This is a genomic window from Acinetobacter sp. 826659 (genome assembly GCF_000588515.1).
GTDB classification, from domain to species: Bacteria; Pseudomonadota; Gammaproteobacteria; order Pseudomonadales; family Moraxellaceae; genus Acinetobacter; species Acinetobacter pittii.
Map to the genome: position 1 here is coordinate 114,732 of NZ_JFYD01000006.1, position 22,009 is coordinate 136,740.

The 22,009-nt window shown below is 37.1% G+C and carries 22 protein-coding genes; 4 read left to right on the top strand and 18 right to left on the bottom strand.

Annotated elements, in window-relative coordinates:
- Positions 1–13: 13 nt before the first annotated feature.
- Positions 14–1,393 (bottom strand): L-serine ammonia-lyase, encoded by a 1,380-nt coding sequence (locus J663_RS13465; RefSeq protein WP_033850335.1) that lies wholly within the window; start codon positions 1,391–1,393, stop codon positions 14–16.
- A gap of 470 nt (positions 1,394–1,863) precedes the next feature.
- Between J663_RS13465 and J663_RS13470 the strand changes: the two genes are divergently transcribed.
- The gene (locus J663_RS13470) at positions 1,864–2,487 is read left to right on the top strand and encodes a hypothetical protein (protein ID WP_033850336.1); all 624 of its coding nucleotides are present in this window, start codon (positions 1,864–1,866) and stop codon (positions 2,485–2,487) included.
- Between the two features lie 71 nt (positions 2,488–2,558).
- Here J663_RS13470 and J663_RS13475 read toward each other — a convergent pair whose 3' ends face one another.
- The 3 genes from J663_RS13475 to J663_RS13485 all read right to left on the bottom strand — a co-directional run bounded on the left by J663_RS13475 (position 2,559) and on the right by J663_RS13485 (position 4,117).
- Complete coding sequence (locus tag J663_RS13475; protein ID WP_033850580.1) at positions 2,559–2,993, bottom strand: I78 family peptidase inhibitor; 435 nt, start codon at positions 2,991–2,993, stop codon at positions 2,559–2,561.
- A gap of 163 nt (positions 2,994–3,156) precedes the next feature.
- Positions 3,157–3,621, bottom strand: a complete 465-nt coding sequence (soxR, locus tag J663_RS13480) for a redox-sensitive transcriptional activator SoxR (protein WP_032003334.1) — start codon at positions 3,619–3,621, stop codon at positions 3,157–3,159.
- Positions 3,622–3,823: 202 nt separating this feature from the next.
- Positions 3,824–4,117 carry a hypothetical protein gene (locus J663_RS13485; RefSeq protein WP_033850339.1) on the bottom strand — a complete coding sequence of 98 codons (294 nt, stop codon included), beginning with the start codon at positions 4,115–4,117 and terminating at the stop codon, positions 3,824–3,826.
- A gap of 455 nt (positions 4,118–4,572) precedes the next feature.
- On the opposite strand from J663_RS13485, the gene J663_RS13490 reads away from it, so the two are divergent.
- Positions 4,573–5,232, top strand: coding sequence for an epoxyqueuosine reductase QueH (locus J663_RS13490; protein ID WP_068972723.1), 660 nt, complete (start codon positions 4,573–4,575; stop codon positions 5,230–5,232).
- Between the two features lie 274 nt (positions 5,233–5,506).
- Here the strand turns inward: J663_RS13490 and J663_RS13495 are convergent, their stop codons facing one another.
- A complete protein-coding gene (locus J663_RS13495; protein WP_033850341.1) occupies positions 5,507–6,982 on the bottom strand; it encodes a PLP-dependent aminotransferase family protein in 1,476 nt (491 codons plus the stop codon).
- A 112-nt stretch (positions 6,983–7,094) separates the two neighbouring features.
- Here J663_RS13495 and J663_RS13500 point away from each other — a divergent pair, with 112 nt between their 5' ends.
- Entirely contained in the window at positions 7,095–7,550 is a 456-nt protein-coding gene (locus J663_RS13500) for a GNAT family N-acetyltransferase (protein ID WP_033850345.1), read from the top strand.
- 38 nt (positions 7,551–7,588) lie between these two features.
- Here J663_RS13500 and J663_RS13505 read toward each other — a convergent pair whose 3' ends face one another.
- From J663_RS13505 to J663_RS13520, 4 genes are all read right to left on the bottom strand, one after another.
- The gene (locus J663_RS13505) at positions 7,589–8,746 is read right to left on the bottom strand and encodes a winged helix-turn-helix domain-containing protein (RefSeq protein ID WP_033850352.1); all 1,158 of its coding nucleotides are present in this window, start codon (positions 8,744–8,746) and stop codon (positions 7,589–7,591) included.
- Between the two features lie 130 nt (positions 8,747–8,876).
- Positions 8,877–10,058 carry a cyanate transporter gene (locus J663_RS13510; protein WP_033850353.1) on the bottom strand — a complete coding sequence of 394 codons (1,182 nt, stop codon included), beginning with the start codon at positions 10,056–10,058 and terminating at the stop codon, positions 8,877–8,879.
- Positions 10,055–10,540: a nucleoside deaminase gene (locus J663_RS13515; protein WP_033850582.1), complete on the bottom strand. Its 486-nt coding sequence runs from the start codon at positions 10,538–10,540 to the stop codon at positions 10,055–10,057. The genes J663_RS13510 and J663_RS13515 overlap by 4 nt, the downstream gene beginning before the upstream one ends.
- 16 nt (positions 10,541–10,556) lie before the next feature.
- Complete coding sequence (locus tag J663_RS13520; protein WP_033850355.1) at positions 10,557–11,225, bottom strand: ankyrin repeat domain-containing protein; 669 nt, start codon at positions 11,223–11,225, stop codon at positions 10,557–10,559.
- Positions 11,226–11,374: 149 nt separating this feature from the next.
- Here J663_RS13520 and J663_RS13525 point away from each other — a divergent pair, with 149 nt between their 5' ends.
- A complete protein-coding gene (locus J663_RS13525) occupies positions 11,375–12,232 on the top strand; it encodes a LysR family transcriptional regulator (protein ID WP_033850357.1) in 858 nt (285 codons plus the stop codon).
- Here J663_RS13525 and J663_RS13530 read toward each other — a convergent pair.
- The 9 genes from J663_RS13530 to tagF all read right to left on the bottom strand — a co-directional run bounded on the left by J663_RS13530 (position 12,229) and on the right by tagF (position 21,984).
- Positions 12,229–13,182 (bottom strand): M15 family metallopeptidase, encoded by a 954-nt coding sequence (locus J663_RS13530; RefSeq protein ID WP_032003326.1) that lies wholly within the window; start codon positions 13,180–13,182, stop codon positions 12,229–12,231. The two genes, J663_RS13525 and J663_RS13530, sit on opposite strands and share 4 nt — an antisense overlap.
- A 7-nt stretch (positions 13,183–13,189) precedes the next feature.
- Entirely contained in the window at positions 13,190–13,810 is a 621-nt protein-coding gene (locus tag J663_RS13535; protein WP_033850359.1) for a hypothetical protein, read from the bottom strand.
- Between the two features lie 12 nt (positions 13,811–13,822).
- Positions 13,823–14,629, bottom strand: a complete 807-nt coding sequence (icmH, locus tag J663_RS13540) for a type IVB secretion system protein IcmH/DotU (protein WP_002114531.1) — start codon at positions 14,627–14,629, stop codon at positions 13,823–13,825.
- A gap of 17 nt (positions 14,630–14,646) precedes the next feature.
- Positions 14,647–16,011, bottom strand: coding sequence for a type VI secretion system baseplate subunit TssK (gene tssK / locus J663_RS13545; protein ID WP_033850362.1), 1,365 nt, complete (start codon positions 16,009–16,011; stop codon positions 14,647–14,649).
- 16 nt (positions 16,012–16,027) lie between these two features.
- Positions 16,028–17,122, bottom strand: a complete 1,095-nt coding sequence (gene tssA / locus J663_RS13550; protein ID WP_033850363.1) for a type VI secretion system protein TssA — start codon at positions 17,120–17,122, stop codon at positions 16,028–16,030.
- A gap of 22 nt (positions 17,123–17,144) precedes the next feature.
- Positions 17,145–19,826: a type VI secretion system ATPase TssH gene (gene tssH / locus J663_RS13555; protein ID WP_081404756.1), complete on the bottom strand. Its 2,682-nt coding sequence runs from the start codon at positions 19,824–19,826 to the stop codon at positions 17,145–17,147.
- A gap of 148 nt (positions 19,827–19,974) precedes the next feature.
- Positions 19,975–20,238 carry a PAAR domain-containing protein gene (locus tag J663_RS13560; RefSeq protein WP_004793184.1) on the bottom strand — a complete coding sequence of 88 codons (264 nt, stop codon included), beginning with the start codon at positions 20,236–20,238 and terminating at the stop codon, positions 19,975–19,977.
- Between the two features lie 16 nt (positions 20,239–20,254).
- Positions 20,255–21,022, bottom strand: a complete 768-nt coding sequence (locus tag J663_RS13565; protein ID WP_033850369.1) for an OmpA family protein — start codon at positions 21,020–21,022, stop codon at positions 20,255–20,257.
- A 2-nt stretch (positions 21,023–21,024) separates the two neighbouring features.
- Positions 21,025–21,984, bottom strand: a complete 960-nt coding sequence (tagF, locus tag J663_RS13570; RefSeq protein WP_014206363.1) for a type VI secretion system-associated protein TagF — start codon at positions 21,982–21,984, stop codon at positions 21,025–21,027.
- Positions 21,985–22,009 lie beyond the last annotated feature (25 nt).

Sequence of the window (22,009 nt, forward strand, 5' to 3'; positions counted from 1 at the left end):
CCATCTCATTTTTTTAACACTCAATGGCGTTAACAGCGAGACCGCCTTTTGAAGTCTCTTTATATTTCTCAGACATATCTTTACCTGTTTCCTTCATAGTCTGAATGACTTTATCTAGTGTGACAAAGTGTTCATCGTCATCATGAAGTGCCATTTGGGCTGCATTAATGGCTTTTACGGCTGCAATTGCATTTCGTTCAATGCAAGGCACCTGAACCAAACCACCAATCGGGTCACACGTTAACCCTAAATTATGTTCAAGCCCAATTTCAGCCGCATGCTCCACTTGCTCAGGTGATGCTCCTAAAATCTCGGCTAAACCCGCCGAAGCCATCGCACACGCCGAGCCGACTTCGCCCTGACACCCTACTTCTGCACCAGAAATAGAAGCATTGAGTTTGCATAAAATGCCAACGGCTGCCGCACTTAAAAAAAAGCGAACCACTTTATCTTCGGAAAAGTCTTTAGAGAAAGTCACGTAGTAATATAAAACCGCCGGAATAATTCCTGCGGCCCCATTTGTAGGTGCCGTCACTACTCGACCGCCAGCAGCATTTTCTTCATTTACCGCTAAGGCAAATAAATTGACCCATTCCATCGCATGAAAAGTCGTCACAATCAGGTTTGAGTTTTTCTTATTTAATAACTTATCGTGAATTTTTTTAGCCCGACGTTTTACGTTTAATCCGCCCGGTAATATGCCTTCATTAATTAATCCATTGTGAATACATTGCTGCATCACTTTCCAGATTTCCATAATCTTGCTACGAATCTCAGTTTCACTACGCCAGCTTTTTTCATTTTCAAGCATTAACTCGCTCACTGATAAATGATGAGTTTTACATAAGCTTAAAAGTTCAGCCGCACTGTGAAACGGATATGGAACCTTAACGTCGTTGGTTTCAGTTTGAGTTGTTGCTAATTGTCTTTGGCTAACAATAAAGCCACCACCCACCGAATAGTAAGTTTCTGCATATAAAATTTCTTGAGCCTCGTTATAGGCTATCAGTTCCATTGCATTGGGGTGATAAGGCAAAGATTCATCTAAAAAAAGCACATCATGCTTATAGTCAAAAGAAATAGTCTTTTGCTGATTAAGCTGGATGGCTTTATTTTCAAGAACATCTTCAATCAAGCTTGTACTTACTTGGGTATCAATATGTTCAGGATCAAAACCCATTAAACCTAACAGAACAGCCTTATCTGTCGCATGACCAACACCGGTTGCCGACAGCGAACCGTATAACTTCACCTGAACTCTAACCGTTGCTTGTAAATCGTTTTGCTTCAATAAATCTTCCACAAAACTGTATGCCGCACGCATTGGTCCAACTGTATGGGAGCTAGATGGGCCGATGCCAATTTTAAAAAGATCAAATACACTAATAAACACGTGGTCCTACCTTCGATTCATTATTATTCGTATGTTCGTCATTATTGTGTCCTTTCGGATAGCTCTAAAATTATCATTAAGCCAAGTACAAATCACGAATAACTCTTCGGCAGTAGCACAAAAAGACAACGGTTGAACAATCACTATAAATAACTTTGTTCACAGCCATAACTTTTGTAGTTTTTATTAACAAATATAAATGTATTAGCGCCTCCTTCCTTAAAACAAGTACAGGAAGTTGTACAAATAAAAAACTACAAATATTAGCCATTAGTCGCACCTCCCTATTTTTATTCATTTTTGCTGGTAAAGTGCATTACATGGTTTGATACAACCTACTTAACTCAGATGCATAATTCACCTGTTCTTGCATCTGATGTTTTTCTGCCTCTAGTCCGCTAGGGGCTTTTTTTATTATTGATTTAAATACTGATATATTAAATTTCTAGACATAATTAAAGACAAGAAAAATGGATCGAATTTTCAAATTAAGTATTTTAAGTTTTCCGGTTTTATTGTTAAGTGGTTGTATTGGCTGTTATAACCCGACAGGCTGTAACCGTGATGATTCGCCTTATTTCTATACAACACAAATAACTCAAGTCAAAGGTGTAACAGTTCCTGTTGGAACAAAACTGGTTTATAAATCTCAAAAGTCCAAACAGAAAGATGAGCAAACTGCACCACTTAAAGAAGAACATATAACAGGAATAAAGCTACCAAAAGATACCGCTATACTTTGGGGAGGAATGCCTACCAATCATCTCCTTCAGTTTGCTAATCCTGAAATGCAAGGATTTACAGCCTACCGAGCACAAGAAGCTCCAACTGTATATTCCAATCAATTTTTAAAACTCTGGAAAGAATGTGATAGTGATTTAGATATCTCGATCAAAAATAAAAATGATTGGAGCTTTAATCCTGCAAATATGAAAATTATTGGATGCGGAATTAACTATCAAGAAAGAGCTTCATACAACACCAACAATCCAAGCCAAGACAAAGTGGATATTTTTCTCATCAAAATTAATCAGGCCTTACAGAAGCTGCCACAACAAAAAGAGTATCCCGTTATCCATTATTCCGAAAATTAAAGAAAAAAAAGCCCACATTTCTGCAGGCTCTTTTCTTTAAAATTTGATTTACCAAATTTTAATTAGACACATTAACCACAGGTTGCTTGAATAATTTTCTTAGAAGCAGGATCAATAGTAACTGTAACTCGGTTTGTACGATAATCCATAGTCATTGGTTGACCTGGAGCCACTTTTCGCACAATTTCTGATTTAGTTTTTTGTTTAATTTGATCATCAGTAAGGCCAGATTGACCCACTAATTTTTGAGCTTCTTCTGCTACACAGTTTGCTTGATTATCACGGAATAATTTCCATTCTTCCACGACTTGGCCGTTTGGTAAATGACAATACCCAACCTGACCATTTGCTTCATTTCTAATTTCTAATTTCCCGCCTTGTTCAACACAATATTGACTAGCTGGGTTTGGTGAACCAATTTTTGGTGGAGTTGGATTTTTATGTTGTACAGATAAAAAAGCCGTTAACGAAACAAGCGCTAAACCAAGAAAGATAATTTTTTTCATAAATTTTTGCTTCTTAATAAAAAAACTAAAGATATCAAAAAAATTCATGTTTCATGTGTCTTGTTTACAATAAAAAACTCACTTGGGAGTTCTACTCACCATTTCTTTAATTGATTGGAATTTAAGATTTTCCTTTCTAAAAATAATTATCAAAATATTGCGATCATGGCCTTTCTAAAATTCGTGCTCCAGATCCCTCTTGGCCCAAAACATCTTCAGGATTTCTTAACGGACATTGCTCTAGTGACAAGCAACCGCAGCCTATACACCAGTCCATTTCATCCCGTAACCTCGTTAATTTTTGAATACGATCATCGAGATCTTTTCGCCAATGGCTTGATAACTCTTTCCACTGTTTAGCTGTTAATTTGCTCCCCATAGGATATGCACTAAGAGCCTCTTTAATTTCATTTAAAGGAATTCCTACTCTTTGAGCAACTTTAATAATCGCAATATACCTTAAAACAATTAATGGAAAGCGGCGCTGATTACCATTGGTTCTTATACTTTTTATCAGCCCTTTCGTCTCATAAAAATGTAGGGTCGAGACAGGAACTCCACTCCTTTTTGCAACTTCTCCCACAGTCAAAACTCGACTAGAGTCAGCTTTTTTATTTTCACTTATCATGATTAACCTCAACTTTACTCGAGGTTTATAAGAGAGCCTATTGTTTTTGTCAAATGAAAATCCAAACACCTTAACTGCTAAAAGCCACTTTTATGAGCTTATCGCTCTGAACTTTTCTATAAAAGCTGTGAAAATAAATTTGATACGATTACTAATTCAATTAAATTTATAAAATGAGCTGCCGACATTTAAATTTAAGAAATTAATTTTGTAGGATACATGGACACCCGCAAATCCAAAACATGTTGTAAACAAAAGGCATTGGTGCTCCTAATGGATAGACCTTAGCTTGCTCGATCTTATAAGTTTTTTTACGTGACTCAATGTGAAGTATATTATCGTAGCGAGCAACTACAATTCCCTTTTTATATAATTTTTTCCGTTCATTCTTTGCATCAAATTTATATACCAAAAAGTAAACTTTTTCTCCTACACTGATCTTTGAATGATTAACCATAATGTAACCATTACAATACTTACATTGCCAATCTTTCATATCTCAAATAATCACACACTTAAATTTAAAAACACTTCAAGTTTTATAGTATAGATTTATTAAAGCTACAAATCTAAAGAAATATTTTAATTGAAAAAATAAGGTTTATCTGTGACACACATCACAATAAAAACATAAAAAAATTTCAAATTATATTTAGAAACATCAATCACTTACCTAGCTATCTTTTAATATTATTATTTTAAAAAATATTAAATTTATCTATATTTTATATTACTATATAGTATTTCGGTTAATAAATTTAAAAGAGCCGATATAAATAATTTTAATATTTAATAATCTAATTATTTCATTATATTCAACTAAACCACAAATAAAGTAATAAATAAATTTTAAAATATTAAATAAATTTCATGTTTAATTGAAAATAATTCAGTTCACATTATACAAAATAAAAATATATAATTATTAGAATTGCAATTTATTTTTTTATTATGTCAACCCAACGTTTAAAATTAGAACTCCCATCTGGACATGATCAATTATTACTTCATTCTTGCTGTGCTCCTTGTTCAGGAGAAGTTATGGAAGCATTAATTGATTCTAGAATTAAATTTTCGATATTTTTTTATAATCCTAATATTCATCCGGTAAAAGAATATCTCATCCGTAAGGAAGAAAATATTCGTTTTGCAGAAAAGCATAATATTCCATTTATCGATGCAGATTATGATACGGATAATTGGTTTGCTCGAGCTAAAGGTATGGAAGATGAACCAGAACGCGGTATTCGTTGTACCATGTGTTTCGATATGCGTTTTGAACGAACTGCCCTTTATGCACATGAACACGGCTTTAGTCTCATCAGTAGTTCGTTAGGAATTTCTCGTTGGAAAAATATGGCTCAAATTAATGATTGCGGAATTCGAGCAGCATCCAATTATCCAGATATTCAATATTGGGATTATAACTGGCGAAAAAATGGTGGCTCTAGTCGAATGATTGAAATCAGTAAGCGAGAGGAATTTTACCAACAGGAATATTGCGGTTGTGTATATTCTTTACGTGACACCAACCGTTGGCGTATGAGTAATGGTCGAGACCGAATTAAACTAGGTGTTAAGTTTTATAGTAATGCCATGGAAGAAGATTAAATCCTATTCTCCTTAAAAAATTAATTCATTCTAAGCTGTATTTATTCCTAATAAAAAAAGGCCACATCTGGAGAATGTGGCCAAAAGGTGTACTGTACTGAGCTTTGATATTATTAAAATAATGAAGTTAGCTTAAAATAAGATTAATAAATCTTTTAAATTTAAATTTTTTAAAATTTCATCAAAATATTAAAATCGAATAAATATTTTGCCCTTCTCATTAAAAATAAAATCACTCTAAAATCCTGATATAATTTTGAAAAGTTTAGCTATTTTACTTTTTGATACTGATGGCTAGTCTCTTAATATTTTCCACCATTTCCTCAGGTTGATGTGCAGCATAGCCCAACAGAACTGCTGCTTTTTTCGACTCAAGTTGACAATATCTTGATAGAGGTTGAATCTCCAAATCCAATGCCGAGCAATGAGAAATAAACTCCTGCTCAGTCCATGATGCTTTTAACCAACATATAAGATGAATGCCTGAATCTGTTGGTTGAACATCGAGTACATCTGAAAGGTATTCATTAATAGCGTTAATCAATACTTGTTGACGCTCATAGCATGCTTTTCGAACTTTACGTACATGTCGAGCATAGTGGCCTTGTTGAATGAATAGAGCTAAAGCGACCTGCTCTAAATATGAACTTCGCACGTCAGTATAATATTTAGCTGCACTAAAGGTTTCAATTAATGCTTCAGGTACAACCATGAACCCTAAACGAAACTCTGGAAACATCATCTTGGTAAAAGTGCCAGAATAAATGACTCTTTGCTGCTGATCTAAACCTTGTAGAGCTTGAATTGGGTGAGTGCCATAGCGAAACTCACTATTATAATCGTCTTCAAAAATCCATTTTTCTTCTTTGTTTGCCCAATCTAATAAAGCAAAACGGCGAGCTAAACTTAAAGTTCCTCCTAAAGGAAATTGATGTGAAGGTGCTGTATATACCAGTTTGCTTTTGAAGTAATGATTTGTAATGTCAGAGATTTGCATTCCCTCCTCATCACTCTCGATCAAATTTACCTGTGCACCAAAACTTCGAAAAATCTTAAAAGCTGCATCATATCCCGGCTCATCCAAACACACTTCATCATTTGCTTGAAGTAATGCATAGGCTGTTAAATGAATAGCTTGCTGCGTTCCGTTTACGATAATAATTTGCTCTTCGTTGCAGTTCAGCCCTCGGGTGGAGCGAACATATTCACAAATTGCCTGACGCAAAGGTAGATAGCCACGTGGGTCGTAAAATTGACCAAGCTGATAATACGACTGCCGCCAAGCTTGTGTTAATAGCTTGCCCCACAGTTGATGAGGAAATAAATCAATACAACCTACCCCTACATGAAACATCTTTTTCTTTTTACTTAACCATGACTGCTTTCGCCATGAATCCAATAAAGCTTCAATATTCGGATTAATATTTAAGGAACGATGAGTATTTTTAGACGTTTCTTTTGAATTTTTTTGAACGTGTATTAACTGATCTGGCACAACCTCAGCAACATACGTACCCGAACTTGGTTTGGTAAATAAATATCCCTCATCCAGTAATCGTTCAAGAGCCGCCAATACAGAATTTCTTGAAATTGACATCATCTCTGCCAAAGCACGACTTGAGGGTAATTTTGTTCCGGCAGTTAACCTTCCATCTAAAATGGCATCACGCAAAGCCGTATATAACCCATCTTTAATCTGGCCTTTTGGCAAAATTAAATGGGGAAAAGATGCAGAAAACGAAGCTGCCATATCAAAACTGGTACTGTGAAAAATATCAAAAGTGTATCTTATAAAAATACCACTATCAAAACTACACTCTAGTTGTCGATTTTTTATTACTTTAAAACAGAGTGTAATTATTATGCAAAATCAAGGTCTACAAATCATTCCTGTTCAGCAGCAAGATTATTCACAATGGGAAAAATATTGGCTTTCTTACCAAAATTTTTATCAAGTGAATTTACCCCTTCATGTCACAAAAGTAACATGGGAACGTTTCTTCGATGAGAATGAACCTATGTACTGTGCCGTTGCTAAACAAGGTGAGCAGGTTTTAGGAATTGTGCATTATGTTATTCATCGTTCAACATGGGCAAAAAATAATTACTGTTATCTAGAAGACCTTTATGTTTCACCTGAAGTTCGTGGACAACACATTGGTAAGCAACTCATTGAATATGTGCAGAAGCAAGCAATCAAACACAACTGTGACCGTTTATATTGGCATACTCAAGAAACCAATGTAACAGCGCAAAAGCTTTATGACTGGATTGCACAAAAACCAGGAATTATTGAATATCGTATGCCTTTGAACTAAAAAAGTGAAAACATCAAAAGCGGGAGTGCTTTTGGTGTCTAAATTTTAGTACGAATACGCTTCATCACTTTGTCATTAATAGTTGAGCATTGATTAAACGCAGCAAAATGCTTGAGCTCTTGTTCTAGTTCGAAGAAGAAGAGCTCCTTATTTTTTACTGTTTTTTCTATATGCAGGCTAATCACTTCTAACTCTTTGATAGAACGATGCGCTTTACAATCTACTCGGCCGACTAACTCATCTTGATATAGAATCGGCAAACAAAAATAACCATATACACGTTTGGCCGCTGGTACATAGCATTCAATGCGGTAATCAAATTCAAATAAAGAAGCTAGACGGTCACGATGAATAAGAGAATTATCAAAAGGTGACAGTATTTTTAAACCAAAATCAGTACTAACCTTTTGTTCTATTGCAGCAACATCAACATATACAGTTTGACCATTCTCAAGTTTAATTGCTGATACAACACCTGCGTCAATTTGCTCCTTCAAAACGACACGCATAGTTTCTTTTAAATCATTTTTCTTTAGATGAACTAATTGTTTCCATGTAAATGCACCATGTGCTCGAAGCGTATTATTAAACAAATACTGCGCATATTCATAAAGCGTAGGCATACTTAAATCAATATTTTCAGGCAAGCAGCGCTCGGTCAAATCATAGACCTTTTCCATTCCGTTACGCTCACAGATCATCAGGTCACCCTGCATATACAACTGCTCAAAAGCACGGCGGCCTGGTCCGGTATTCCACCAGTTTCCCAAACTCTTTTTATTATTCTTATCAATATCACGGAGACGAATTTTTCCTTCAGCACGAACACGCGCCAAAATTTCATTCATAAGGTGTTGATCACCTCTATTGAAATAACGGCTTTCTCCGTTCCTGACAGACATCATGGCAGGCAGCGCATAGCGATAATCTTTCATAGGAAGATAAGACGCAGCATGATACCAATATTCAAAAATCTGGCGCTCACGAACCAAACTATTTAAATGATTTAATTCATAGTCAGGCACTCGGCTCCACAATATATGGTGATGAGCTCGCTCTACAACCGATATGGTATCAATCTGTACATATCCTAAATGCTCAATCGCCTGTAAAGTTCCATCCACACCTTTTGTAAATCGACTGGTTTTTCCTAAACCTTGATTAAATAAAGTGAGCTGTTTCAAAGAAGAAGTCATAGAAATCAAATATTGTTGTATTCATTTAGAAGCAGAAAAATTTCAGTTCTATCCTATCACTATTTCCTAATTTGCTTGTGCTTTAGCATCAGTAATTCTTTATAAAAAAAATCTCGGCTAACTCAACATTTTACAGACTCATCTTAAAATAACTTTTGGGATTCAATCTAATTACTAAAATAACAACCAATATCACACTGACTAAATGAAAAAGCCATCCTGCTTTGTAAGCTCTTGTAAGATCATGCAATATCGCAATAATCCACGGCGGGATTGCTGCCAGTAAAAAACCACCACCCTGCATCAATGCAGATAAAGCCCCTGCATGAATCGGATCATCAAAATGGTCTAATGCAACGATAAGCATTAACGCAAAACATCCACCCAAACCCACGCCCAAACAAATTGCCCAAAGCATAGAGGCAAAATCAGGGATAAAAGCCATTCCAGAGAAACCGACTAGCTGCATTGCTAACGTAAACCATAACCATGGACGTCGATCTTTATATTTCCTAGCTAAAACAGGCAAAATGAGCGCTGAAGCTGCTTGGCTCAAGGCCAGCAAAGCGAGTAATTTTCCACTTTGTGCTGCACTCCAACCCTGATCTTGAAAAGAAGGTGCCAACCACGCTACCACTGACGAGTAGCCACCATTTACAAGTCCAAAGCACATCATTAATAACCATGTTCGAGGTTGATTTAACAACTTGCGTACAGGCGCATGATGAATGGATGAACTAACTTTTATAGGTAAAAAGACAAGCGCCAATATAAATGCAAATAAAGCTGGAATGGTAAAAAAAGCTAGGCCAATCGACCAGACACCCGTTATATTTGAAATTATGGGAGCTAACCATGCACCTAGTGCACCTCCTCCCATGAGCATAGCCGAATAAAGTCCCATCATCGGACCAATATATTGGCTAAATTCTCTTTTGATCATGCCGGGAAATGCCGCTTGTATCATCGCAACTCCGAATCCAATTACTATTGCACTAAGAATTAATCCTTCGGATGTAGGCAATAAAAATCGGACAGCACATCCTCCACAAATGGCCAGTAATGCACCAAGAATAGCTTTTCGTTCGCCGACATAGTTCTGCAATATTGGGCCAACAAATGCAACAACCCCCATAAGCATCATCGGTAGCAAAGTAAGTAGTGCTATCCCTTGTAAGCTTAAACCAGCGGCTGTTCTAACATTGGCAATCAATGGTCCAATACTAGTTATAAAAGGTCTTAAATTAAGGCCCACCAAAGCTACCGTTACAACAAGCATGGGACGAGTCAAAAAAACTCCAGCCGGCTTCATTCTTCTGGGCCTAAATTCTTGGCTTGATAATTCTTCCAATGCACATAAAGATCAGTGCGGTTTTCAACTCTGATCGGTATATATTGAATTTTCATTGATTGCTCAGAAAACGGCTTGGCAAGCTCAATATATATTTTTGCTGTAGACAAACCAAATGGTGTTCCGTCTTCATTAGAATATGCATAGCTCACCGACTTGATACCTGCTAAACGCATTGCAGCCATACACATTGGGCATGGATGACCACTTGCATACACAGAACAACCTTCTAAATTGGCAGTTCCTAAAACTTGGCTGGCTGCACGAATCGCCAGTAATTCGGCATGTGCAGTGGGATCGTTGGTTGTCAGAATCTGATTTACACCTGAAGCAATAATTTCTCCATTCTTTACAACTACTGCTCCAAATGGTCTGCCACCTTTTTCAATATTGTTATAGGCAAGCTCAATCGCATTACGTAAAAACTGTTCACCTTTTTCCATCATGTACTCTCACTTTTTATTTTGCACCAGCTGCAAGAAGTCTTTTTTCAATTTCGGGGTAGCCTCGAGAACGCGCATGTTGTAATGGCGTAATGCCGTCTTTATCTGCTAAGTTCGGATCAGTCCCTGCTTTTAATAAAAGCTCTACAATGCGTTGATATTTTGGTTCTCCATTGCCCAAAATAATGGCCTCAAGCAATGCGGTCCACCCCAAATTATTGACATGATTAACATCTACACCAGCCGCAATTAATGTACGAACTGTTTCAACATGGCCTCGTTCCGCTGCTGGAATGAGTGCAGTCCCACCGTAACGGTTAATACTTTTTAAATCGGCACCATGCATGAGTGTCATTCTTAGAATTTTTAAATATCCCTGTGCACCAGCATATAAATATGGACTGTCTTGAATATTGTCTTTTGCATTTACATCGGCCCCAGCCTCTATCAGCATATGAGCAGCATGTACATTATTTGCTCTTGTAGCGACCATCAAAGCAGTCGAACCAGTTTCATCTCTCTCATCAATTAAAGCTTTTTGAGATAAAATCCGTTTAATAGATTGTGTGTCATTATTTATCACTGCTTGATGTAAAGGATACTCACCCATTGCATTCGTCATATTTGTAAAACCCAAAGCCCCTAATGCGACGATCAGATTCATCCATATTAGTGACTTACGCATGCTGGTCTCTCCCAATAAAAACTTATGGCAAAACATTTTGCAATTAGAATAAGCTTCACCAAAAGTATTTGGAAATTAAATTATTTAATCGATAGTATTAAGATTATAAATACATATCTTATCGGCTTTTAAGTGTGGCGGTACCTAATATGTTTGATCCTCGCCTTTTACGTGCTTTCGTCACTATTTTTGAAACTGGCGGTTTTACCGCAGCTGCCGATCGATTACACCTGACTCAATCAACAGTTAGTCAGCAGTTAGCACGACTTGAAGAATCTGTCGGTCATGCCCTTATAGATCGGACAGCAAGACCTTTCAAATTGACGGCATCTGGAGAATATCTAATTGGTTATGCGCAAAGGATTTTGACTCTTCAACAGGAAGCTGAGGCCCTACTTAAAGATCCGGCAGGAAGTATTCCCATTCGTATTGGTTTACCAGAAGATATGATGAGTCCTGCAATGGCTGAAGTTTTCGGTATATTTGCCAAAGAGCATCGTTCCATTCGTTTAGATGTAACCTCTGGCTTAAGTCGGAACCTAACAGAACGTTATCGGAATGGTGAGTTCGATATTATTATTGTCAAAGAACCTGCTGCTAGTGCTGATCACCACGCTACATTCCCAGAAGAAATGGCATGGTTTGAAAGTTCGAATTCAACAACTGAATGGTCTGATCCCATGAGTTTAGTGACCTTTCCTCAAGGCGGACTTTATCGGGACGAAATGTTCGCAACCTTAGAGCGCGAACGGCGACGTTGGTATATTGCCTTTACGGGTAGTAGCCTAGAAAGCGTGTTAGTCAGTGTTGAAACAGGATTAGGATTATCTTTATTGCCTGTAGCTACGACCAATGGACGGAGAGTACGTCGATATGATTCATTAGGAGCTGTGCCTCCTATGGCCGTTTCAATTTACACATGGGAAAAAGCTGGGATAATTTCCCAGCTTGTAGATAAAATGACGGCTGTTTTACAAGAACGTTTTCAATCCTCAATCAATATTTAACTTATATCATTCGAACTTTCAGCAATCAGTTTTTCTGCCATTTCTTGAGTTTTTCTTAAGCCTGGCATACGGAACTCGGTATGCCCATAATCTTGGATAGATTTCCAACGTCCACCCCAAGTTAAACCAACCGATTCGGCGACTTGCCCATATAACCGATAGCCTTGCATTGCCCATGGATCTCGCTCAGAAATAACCACTTTCCCATTTCGCTTAAATGCTACATCAGCAGCTAAACCAAATTGGTGGTAGCTTTGATAACCCCTCGCTCTAGTCGTATTTGGATTGCCCGCCAACATGTTCTGACGTGCTGGGCTACGATAGCCTTCTAATAGAACCAACTCATAACCATATTGTTCTTTCATGATTTTAAAGACCATGAGTAAACGCTGTTTATATCGTGGGTTCATTTTGTCCCATTTACGATCAACTAAATTTGTGTCCAGAATAGCTCGACCATCGAAACTGGCGTTATCAATCGGTGAAGAATTAATAGCTCCACTATTTTGAGACGAATATTGCTGCTCTAACTGCGTCGCCTCAACAATTGCGGCTTCAATTAGGCTTTCATCTACTTCTGGCGGTGGCGATAATATTTCACCATTCAAAAGTGCATAAATTTGAGGATCTGTTTTTTTCAGATATTCAGCTTCAATTCGGGTTGAACTAATCGGACGAGTAAAAGCAAAAACTAATATACTGGCAAACAAGAAAAAACCTGCAATTACAATCCACCATTGCTGTAAATGCCAATGAGATTGTAATTTTTCAGGAGCAGCTGCCTGATTCATGGTTTGAGCAAATTGTTTAACCTGATTAAGCTGTTTACGCCCTTGGGGCAGTAATGACAATACAAAATCTTTGCTTCTACTCCTGAGTTCATAAGACATTAAAAACGCTAAACCAATTGCCAAACATGTAAAGCAAAAGAAAATGAGAAAGATCATCATCAGTTCATTAATTCACGGCAAAAGGACTTCGTGTAATTTTAATATCTACCGATGCCTTAGGTGGCTCAACCTCAGGTTCTGGTTCGGCTGGAGCTTTACTCTCAACTACGGGTTTAGCCTGCACCACTTGTTGCTGCGGCTTACTCACAGGTTTTTGCTGAGTTGGCTGTATTTTGGGCTGAGCCGCTTTAGCTGCACCAGTCTGTAGCTGAGGCACAACCTGAACTTTCTTTTCACCTGTTAGCTGCTCATCAAACGGCGAAACTCGTTGTTCATTCGTAGCAACAGCTTTATGTGGAGCAGGTTTAAAAATATTGCTTAACTCATTATCTTTTGGCTGCTCAAAGCCATCACGGCTCATTGAGTCCGTCTCATTATCTTGACTTACAACAACCTGATTTTGTTCATCTGAAGAATGTACAGCATCTTGATTTAAAATTTGCTCTTCCGTTGATTTACTCTCAATTGCTGCTGATTCAGGCGAATTCGGTTGAGACAAGAACAGGAATAGCGAGATGCTGACAAACACCCCTGCAATCACACCAATCACAATATAAAGTACTGGTGATTTCGGCTTTTTTTTATTCGATTGTAAAACTCGAATAGAAGTTGGTTTTTCCTGAGCCATTTCGTTCCATCATCAAGGTAAATAAATTGTAATATGTGCTTGCTCTTGAGGAGCAGAAATCACATTTTGATAGTTAGATAATGCTTTATCATTTTGATTGTTCAGCATAAATCTTAAACCCGCAAAGGTAAGTAATGCAAAAATCAATAAAAAGATCAAAATCCAAAAGAAAGGTACTTCGCGATGAATAATATTTCGTATTTGATCGGGAATTGCCGAGAACGGCGAAAACGCAACTTTTTTCCCTTTTAAATAGTCAATTTCATCACCCACTCTTGATACTAGGTGGTTGAGACTTTCAATAGATTCAATTCGGTACTTACCCTGAAAACCGAGCAAAAGGCAGTAATGAAATACCTCTAACGCAGCTAGACGTTCTTTTCCACGACTTCGCAATTGCTCCAAAATTTCAAAGAAACGATACCCAGCTAACTGAGAACCAAACAAGCTCAATTGCAATGGGCTAATTAACCAAGCATTTTGTAAATTAAAATAGCTTGGGTCTTGTTGCGTTACGATAGTTTCATCAATCAAAGCACAAAATGCATATTTAGCATCATGAATATCATCAGCTGAAAATTGCAACTTTTTAGCTTGCTGCTCAAATTGATTGAGTAAATTTAAGATTTTTTCACGAAACTGCTGAGCGTCTGCCGGCACATACTGATTTCGAATCAAAAAAACCAGATAAAAGCCATCATGCAATAAATCAATAAGATTGATTGCCTGTAGTTTTGCTTGAGACTGGCTATTATTATTCCCACCCGTTCCAATTTGCCCATCGTCAAATAAAGAAGGAGCACCTGTGGATTGTGACATTTTTCTCTCCTTTACCCTTAAGCGTTCATAACCGCAATCAGTTCAATACTGATATCTTGGAATCCAGCTGGAACATAAATACAAATCGTCTCCGAATCTAACATGCGCTGGTATAATTCATGATGTGGTTCAACTTCAAAATAGCTCACACCAGAACGTACAGGGATCGCGGTTGGAACCTGAATCAAGTGATGCAATGGAATTGCAGGTAATGCAGCAACCACACGTTGCTCTACATCTAAAGTACTACCAATCTTGAATCGTAAAGGTACAATCTGGATCAACTCATGTGTCTGCATTGCACTACTTGATACTGCAATATAAAGTCGAGTGTCTCGAGTAATCTTATCGGTCTCAAGACTTCCCACCCAATATGAAGGGCGGATTTCTTTAAGTGCAATACTGATGTAACGGCTCGAAATAATCGTATCGAGTAAATCACGTAGAATTGTGTCTAACTGCGAAAAACTTTCTTGTAAATTATGGTGTTTATAGGCAGGCAACTGATCAACATCATACGCCGTCGAGAAAGTTAATAAAGAACCTGCTAAACGTAACAATTCAAAGAACAACCGTTCTGGATGGATTTGTGGATATTGCACAAAATGATTTAAACCGGCATGAGCTGTATTTAAGGCATTCACTAACCAGAAAGAAACAATATCACCTGAACGGAATTCAATTAATTTCTGTTCATTTTCTCGGTTATTGGTTTGAATCGTCTTAATTTTTGCCTTAATCACATTCAGTGTTCTTTTTAAGTTTGAAATGAGTGTTTCAGAGGCATCCACGTGCAAAATTGGTGGAATAAACTTTCGGTCAATTTCAAAAGCACCAGAGCTTTGGCGCTTAATTTTTCCAATCGGCAGATATAAGAAACCATCTAAATTATGATCTGGATTACTATGAACATCTAATAATTTAAAAACAGCACGGCGGCGTAGCAAACTAATATCGGCTTCGGTAGCATTCGTAAATAGATCATGCGTTTCGACAAGGTGAGATTGATATCTACCCTTTTGCGCTTGGTTTTGATCAATTAAATTTTGCTTATTTGCTTGTAAGAGTGGCAATGCTAAATAGATTAGCATCTCACCACGTAAATTAAGATCATCTAATAAAATTGGTTCAGGCAATAAATCATATGCAGGCGCCTGATAAATTTCACCGTCTTGCCAGATCATCTCTACAGACTCAAGAGCAAGAATATGCGTACTCAATTGAGCCTCGTCGAAACTCAATTTTTGAATACCATACGAAAAAGGCACAACCGCACGAACCGTATGATTTAGGCGTTGTTCATGATAGGTATCTTGAATTTGGAAATGTTGAGGTCTTAAAAATAAACCTTCGCCCCACAGGACTTTTTCAGCTTTAAACATATGTCTTTACCAATCTTTATTCATATTCATTTTTAGGCTGCACACCTAACATTTCCTGAACCATTTGTAATGGATGCTCATCTTTAATGACTTGCGCTAACCATTCATGTAATGGCATTTGACTCCATTTAATGGTTTTTTGAAGCATATAGCTCACAGGGCTATGAGGTTCATTTGCTTGGAAGTAATCTGCGATCTCTTGCAGCACTTTCATTGCTTGCTCGCGGTTAGCCAAGTGTGTTTGTGCTTGAGGCTGAAAAGCAGGCTGATCTGAAACAACTTGTACAGGCACTTGATTTTCCATAGATGAGCTCGTGATGACAGTAGCCTGTTCTTGGATTGGTGCAAGTCCCGTACCAAAAGCTTCTGCTTTATAAATCTTGCGTAATGTGCTGTGAATAGTCTCAAATGCTGAATCAATCGCAGCAAAACTCGGCGAATCTAATCCCATTAAATGATCAAGAGTCTGTTTTAAAACATCCCACTCGGTTAAGACTGAACTAAAATCTTGATAATTAGAGTATTGAAAAGTTTTAGAAGTATTAAAAATGGCTTGGTCGAATTGTTCTAATTCAGATGGTCCTGACTGGCTGTCATACTCTTCAGTTTGTTTACGGCGAACATTTTCGTGATATAGAAAATTATCGTAATCAAGCAAATTATAATAAGGAGCTGTATTGGTTAAAGAAACTTTCTTCAACAAGCCAGGCAATTGATTAATTAAACCCTGTAGTAAACCAATGCGTTGATCCAAGTCATCATCTTCAATAACAGGGTGTATTTCCTGCCAGTATTGATTCAGCATGGTATGGCTTAAAGTTAAACCTTTAGCCATACCTTCAAAACCATAAAGATGAGTCCAAGCCTCTAAGAGCCAAGTTAATAGACGAATATCTTTCGTTTTATCTTTTAGCAAAACACTCGTGTTCTTTGCTACAAAGTCCCAATCGGCTTGTTTGCGCTCAGCAACCCAATCACCTTGATCTAGTAATAGATCATCTTGTGTCTTCGCTTTTTTTATTTCATGAAATTCATTAGAAAACGAAAAGTCGTCACCACAAGGCAAACTATCACTAATGGGTTCAAGTAGTTCAGAAATATCAATATTCATCTAATTTTAGCTCTATTCAATTTTAAACTTCTGACTTCAATTTTTTACTAGTCCTTTTTTTAGCAGCTTTTACAACTGGGTCTAGTACATATTGAATTTCGTCATCTTTAGCATCAATCATGATAACTTTTGGTAGTTTTTGCTCTGCTAAAGCCACCAAAATTTCTGTAGCTAATGCAGGTAACACTGTAGAATTTAAAATATTATCAACGTTACGCGCACCACTATCGACTTCTGTACAACGGCTTAAGAGGAGCTCTACCAAATCATCAGAATACTGGACTTGTGTTCCGTATTGTTTCTCAATTCTTGCTGTGATTTTGCCTAACTTATGCTTAATGATTCGTACAAGTAGATCATCATGCAGTGGGAAATAAGGTACAACTCTCATTCGGCCTAAAAATGCAGGCTTAAATTGTTTATATAAACTTGGTTTTAAGTGCTCAATCAACTCTTCAGCTGTAGGCCACTCTTCTACAGGTCTATTTAAGCAAGCCTGCATAATGGCACTTGAACCAGCATTTGAAGTTAACAAAATAGTCGTGTTTTTAAAATCAATTACTCGTCCTTCACCATCCTCTAAAGTACCTTTATCGAATACTTGATAGAACAGTTCCTGAACATCGCTATGAGCTTTTTCAATTTCATCAAGCAACACAACACTGTACGGGTTACGGCGTACAGCTTCTGTTAAAACCCCACCTTGGCCATATCCGACATATCCAGGAGGTGCACCTTTTAAAGAAGATACAGTATGAGCTTCTTGATATTCAGACATATTAATTGTGATTAAATGCTGTTCACCACCATATAACTCATTTGCCAAAGTTAATGCTGTTTCAGTTTTACCTACACCACTCGGTCCGACCAAAAGAAATACCCCTTGTGGCTTATTAGGATCTTCAAGTTTTGCTTTTGAAGTTTTAATGCCTTGAACTAATTGTGTGAGTGCATAATCTTGCCCCATTACACGCTCGCCCAATTTATCTTCAAGCGTTAATATCTGTTTAATTTCATCATTGACCATTTTTCCAACAGGAATACCAGTCCAGTCAGAAATAATTTCATTAATAATTTGAGAGTTTACTCTTTCAAATACTAATGGTTGCTGACCTTGAATATCGGCAAGATCTTTACGCAGTAGATTAATCTGATCGAAAGCTTCAGACTCATTAGCATGATTCTGTGCTTCTAACTCTTGAATTTTATGAACAAGTTCTAATTCTTTTTGCCACTGCTCTTCGGTTTCATGGATCTCTTTTTGCAAAGATTCTAAATTAGCTTTTAAAGCTTCCAAGCGTTCATGATGTATTGGAATCTGACGATGTTCATTTTCTAAAATTTGCTGTTCAAGCTTTAAGTTATGCTCTTGGGCCTTTAACTGATCAAGCTTTACAGGTTGAGCATTTTGAGTCAAAGCAACACGTGCTGCAGCCGTATCAAGCACACTAATTGCTTTATCGGGAAGTTGGCGTCCACTAATATATCGATGTGAAGAATGAACCGCAGTAATGATCGCCTCATCATCAATTTGCAATTTAAAATGCTGCTGCATGACAGGAATCATCGCACGCAACATATCTACCGCAACTTCTTCGGTTGGCTCTTCTACTTTTACAACCTGAAAACGTCGGCTCAATGCCGCATCTTTTTCAAAATACTGTTTGTATTCTGCCCAAGTAGTCGCAGCAATCGTGCGTAATTCACCACGTGCAAGCGCTGGCTTTAAAAGATTTGCAGCATCGTTTTGCCCTGCTTGTCCACCTGCACCAATTAAAGTATGTGCTTCATCAATAAATAAAATAATAGGATGAGTAGAAGCTTGAACTTCTTGGATAACCTGTTTTAAACGATTTTCAAACTCGCCTTTAACACTTGCACCTGCTTGTAACAGCCCCATATCTAACACATGCAAATGAACATTTTTTAGGGCGTTTGGTACTAAACCTTGAGCAATTTTTAAAGCCAAACCTTCCACTACAGCTGTTTTACCAACACCTGGCTCTCCGGTTAAGATCGGGTTGTTTTGGCGTCTACGCATTAAAATATCGAGCATTAAGCGAATTTCATATTCACGGCCAATAACTGGATCTATACCGCCTTTTTTCGCTTTTTCAGTGAGATTAATCGTATATTGATCAAGTGCAGGTGTTTTAGCTACTTTGGTATTTGCTACAGTCGCCTCTGTTGACTCCACCTCATCAGGTGGTGTTTTTGTTTCATCTTGTTGTTCAACACTCTTCTCACAAATTTCAAGAAACTTGTGTTTCATTGAATCAATCGGTAAAAGGTCAAATAAACTCGAAGCTCTTGTTGCAATTTGATATAAATCAGGCGCAGTTAATAATGCAACTAATAAATGACCACTACGAATAACGGGATTTTGTTCAGCCGAAGCTAATAACCAAGCTTGTTCAAACAAACGAACAATAGATTTAGCAAAAATAGGAGTTCGAGTATTACCCTTTGGTAATTGAGAAATTGTTTCTTTTAAATCATCAGCTAAAGCTTCAGATGAAATTTTATATTTCTTTAATAAAATTTTTAAATCATTCTCTAAAGATTGATTAAGTAATTCTAAAAATAGATGCTCAATTTCAATTTCGTAATTTTGTTGAATAACACAAGCATTAGCCGATTTTTCCAAAGCAGTTCGTGCAACTGTAGAAAGTTTTGTAATTAAAATTTTTAAATTACTCATCATTACTCTCAATATTTTTAAATAATTTAATGCTTAAAATCATAATGCCTGTATATTAACAAAATTCAGCTTTATCAGACAAACTACTCATCATTTCAAGCGTTAATATGTTTTAGTAGATATTTATATCTATATAAAAATATCTCCACCCTTATCCTTGATTAACTAAACTCTGTTTTGGCAATAATTTACAGCCACATGATAATGAATCATTTACACGTGCTGCGGATTTTCCCATGACAAGCATATTTGGGTCTCCCGATACAATCGTAGAAACCGTTTTGTGTAACGGACAAGTAGCCTTATCTCCTACACAGGCAATTGCAATTCCATCAATTAAAAATGTACTGTTTCCTGAAATGACTTGCCCTCCACCAGTTGTTGGGCATCCAATCGTAATGTAAGGGCTAGCCATGTTCTTCTCCTTATATTTATAGAACAGTAAACTCAATCCGACGGTTTTTCTTTCTTCCTTCTGGAGAAGTGTTATCTGCAACTGGCTTAGATGAACCTAAACCTTCTGTAGATAAATGGTCGGCAGGAATACTCTTACTAATCAAATAGTTTTTAACTGCCAATGCTCGGTCTTGACTAAGTTTTAAGTTTTTAGTCGCATCACCAGAACTATCTGTATGTCCTACGATTTTGACTTTCTTGCCGCCAACTTTATTTAAAGCAATAGCCATCTCGTCAAGAATTTTTTGACCCGCATCAGTTAAAACTGCGCTACCAGATTCAAACTCAATAATTCGATTTTTAAGTGCATCATCAATGATTTTCTGCTCAGCCTGATTGACTGATAACTGTGAATACAGTTGGTACGGTGGCTGCACTAGTCCTTGTAAAGATTGAATTGTAGGCTGGATATCTGCTGGGTTCAGCATTTTTCCACTCAACTCAAACCGAGTACCATTTACGCTTAATTTGCCTTGTGAAACCTTTTTAAGATCAGGGGTAATCACTCGAGTTACGGAATCACTCCATCCATTGGGAGCAGCTACGGGTCTCACTTGTATTTTATCTACAACCTGATCAGCACCATAAACAGATTGCATTTTTAATAAGATGGCCTGTTTACTTGCCTCGTTAGGAACGACTCCTTCTACAACAATCGGCTGAGCTAAAGCATAGTTAGCGATTGCATAGATAAAACAGCCTTTTATGAGCTGTGAAAGTTTACTTTGATATCGTTGATTCATTGTTATTCACCCAAAAAAGTCTGTCTAAATAGTTTTAAACCTTGATTTAAACTTAATTGGCGTTGGCATAATGATTGTTCTAGCGTAGCTAAACCAGCATTCTGCTCCAAATAAGTATCAATCCACTGAGCTTCTATTAAAGAAACCCAGTGTTTACTATCCATATTCTGAGTAAAAATATCGCTAAGGGCTAAAATATCAGCTCCTTGAAAACCGAAGAATAATACGGGTTGCTCTCGATGTAGCAAACCTATCAGCACCTCAGTATTATGTTCTTTTAAAAAACGGCAAATAATACTGACCCAAAATGCTGCTATTTCATAACTGTAAGCAGGATTATTAATAGGTAAAATTAAAACTTTATTTAATCTACTGGTTCCATTTTGTAAAATTGGCTGTAGCAATAACCCCAAACCAATCATACTTTGAGCTAATTCATAAATACTTAACTTCATTAACTGTGCAAATGAGTGCATCGTATGATTTTCATAGAAACCTACACATTCACGTTCAGTTAAAACCTGAATTTGATTTTGTAAGTGACCTAATTTTCCAAGTAACAGATCTGAATCTTTAATTCCTTTTAAAGCACGATTGTTTTGAAATAAATCAACTAATACATGTTTATAGCTATATGGTGCATACAACAAATTATCATACGGTAAATCAATTTCTAACAAATGGCTCAGTACCATTGGAAAAGATCGACCTGAACTATCTTCACTTGCGAGAAGATTTGCCGCTAAAAACATATTTTCTTTCGGATTCGCAATAAAGAAATCCAGTGAAGGTAACGTGTTATAAGCTTCTTTAAAGCTGCCTGATTGCATTGCATATTCCAATGCTTCAGTAATCCACTGATCAAGCAACTGTATTAGAGCATTCTGACCTTTTGTTTTTAAAAAGTCGCCTCGTGCAGGACTTTTGCCGTAATACAAAGGAGTTGTTTTTAATGTTTGCATTATTGCTCCTCCTTTCGCATAGAGG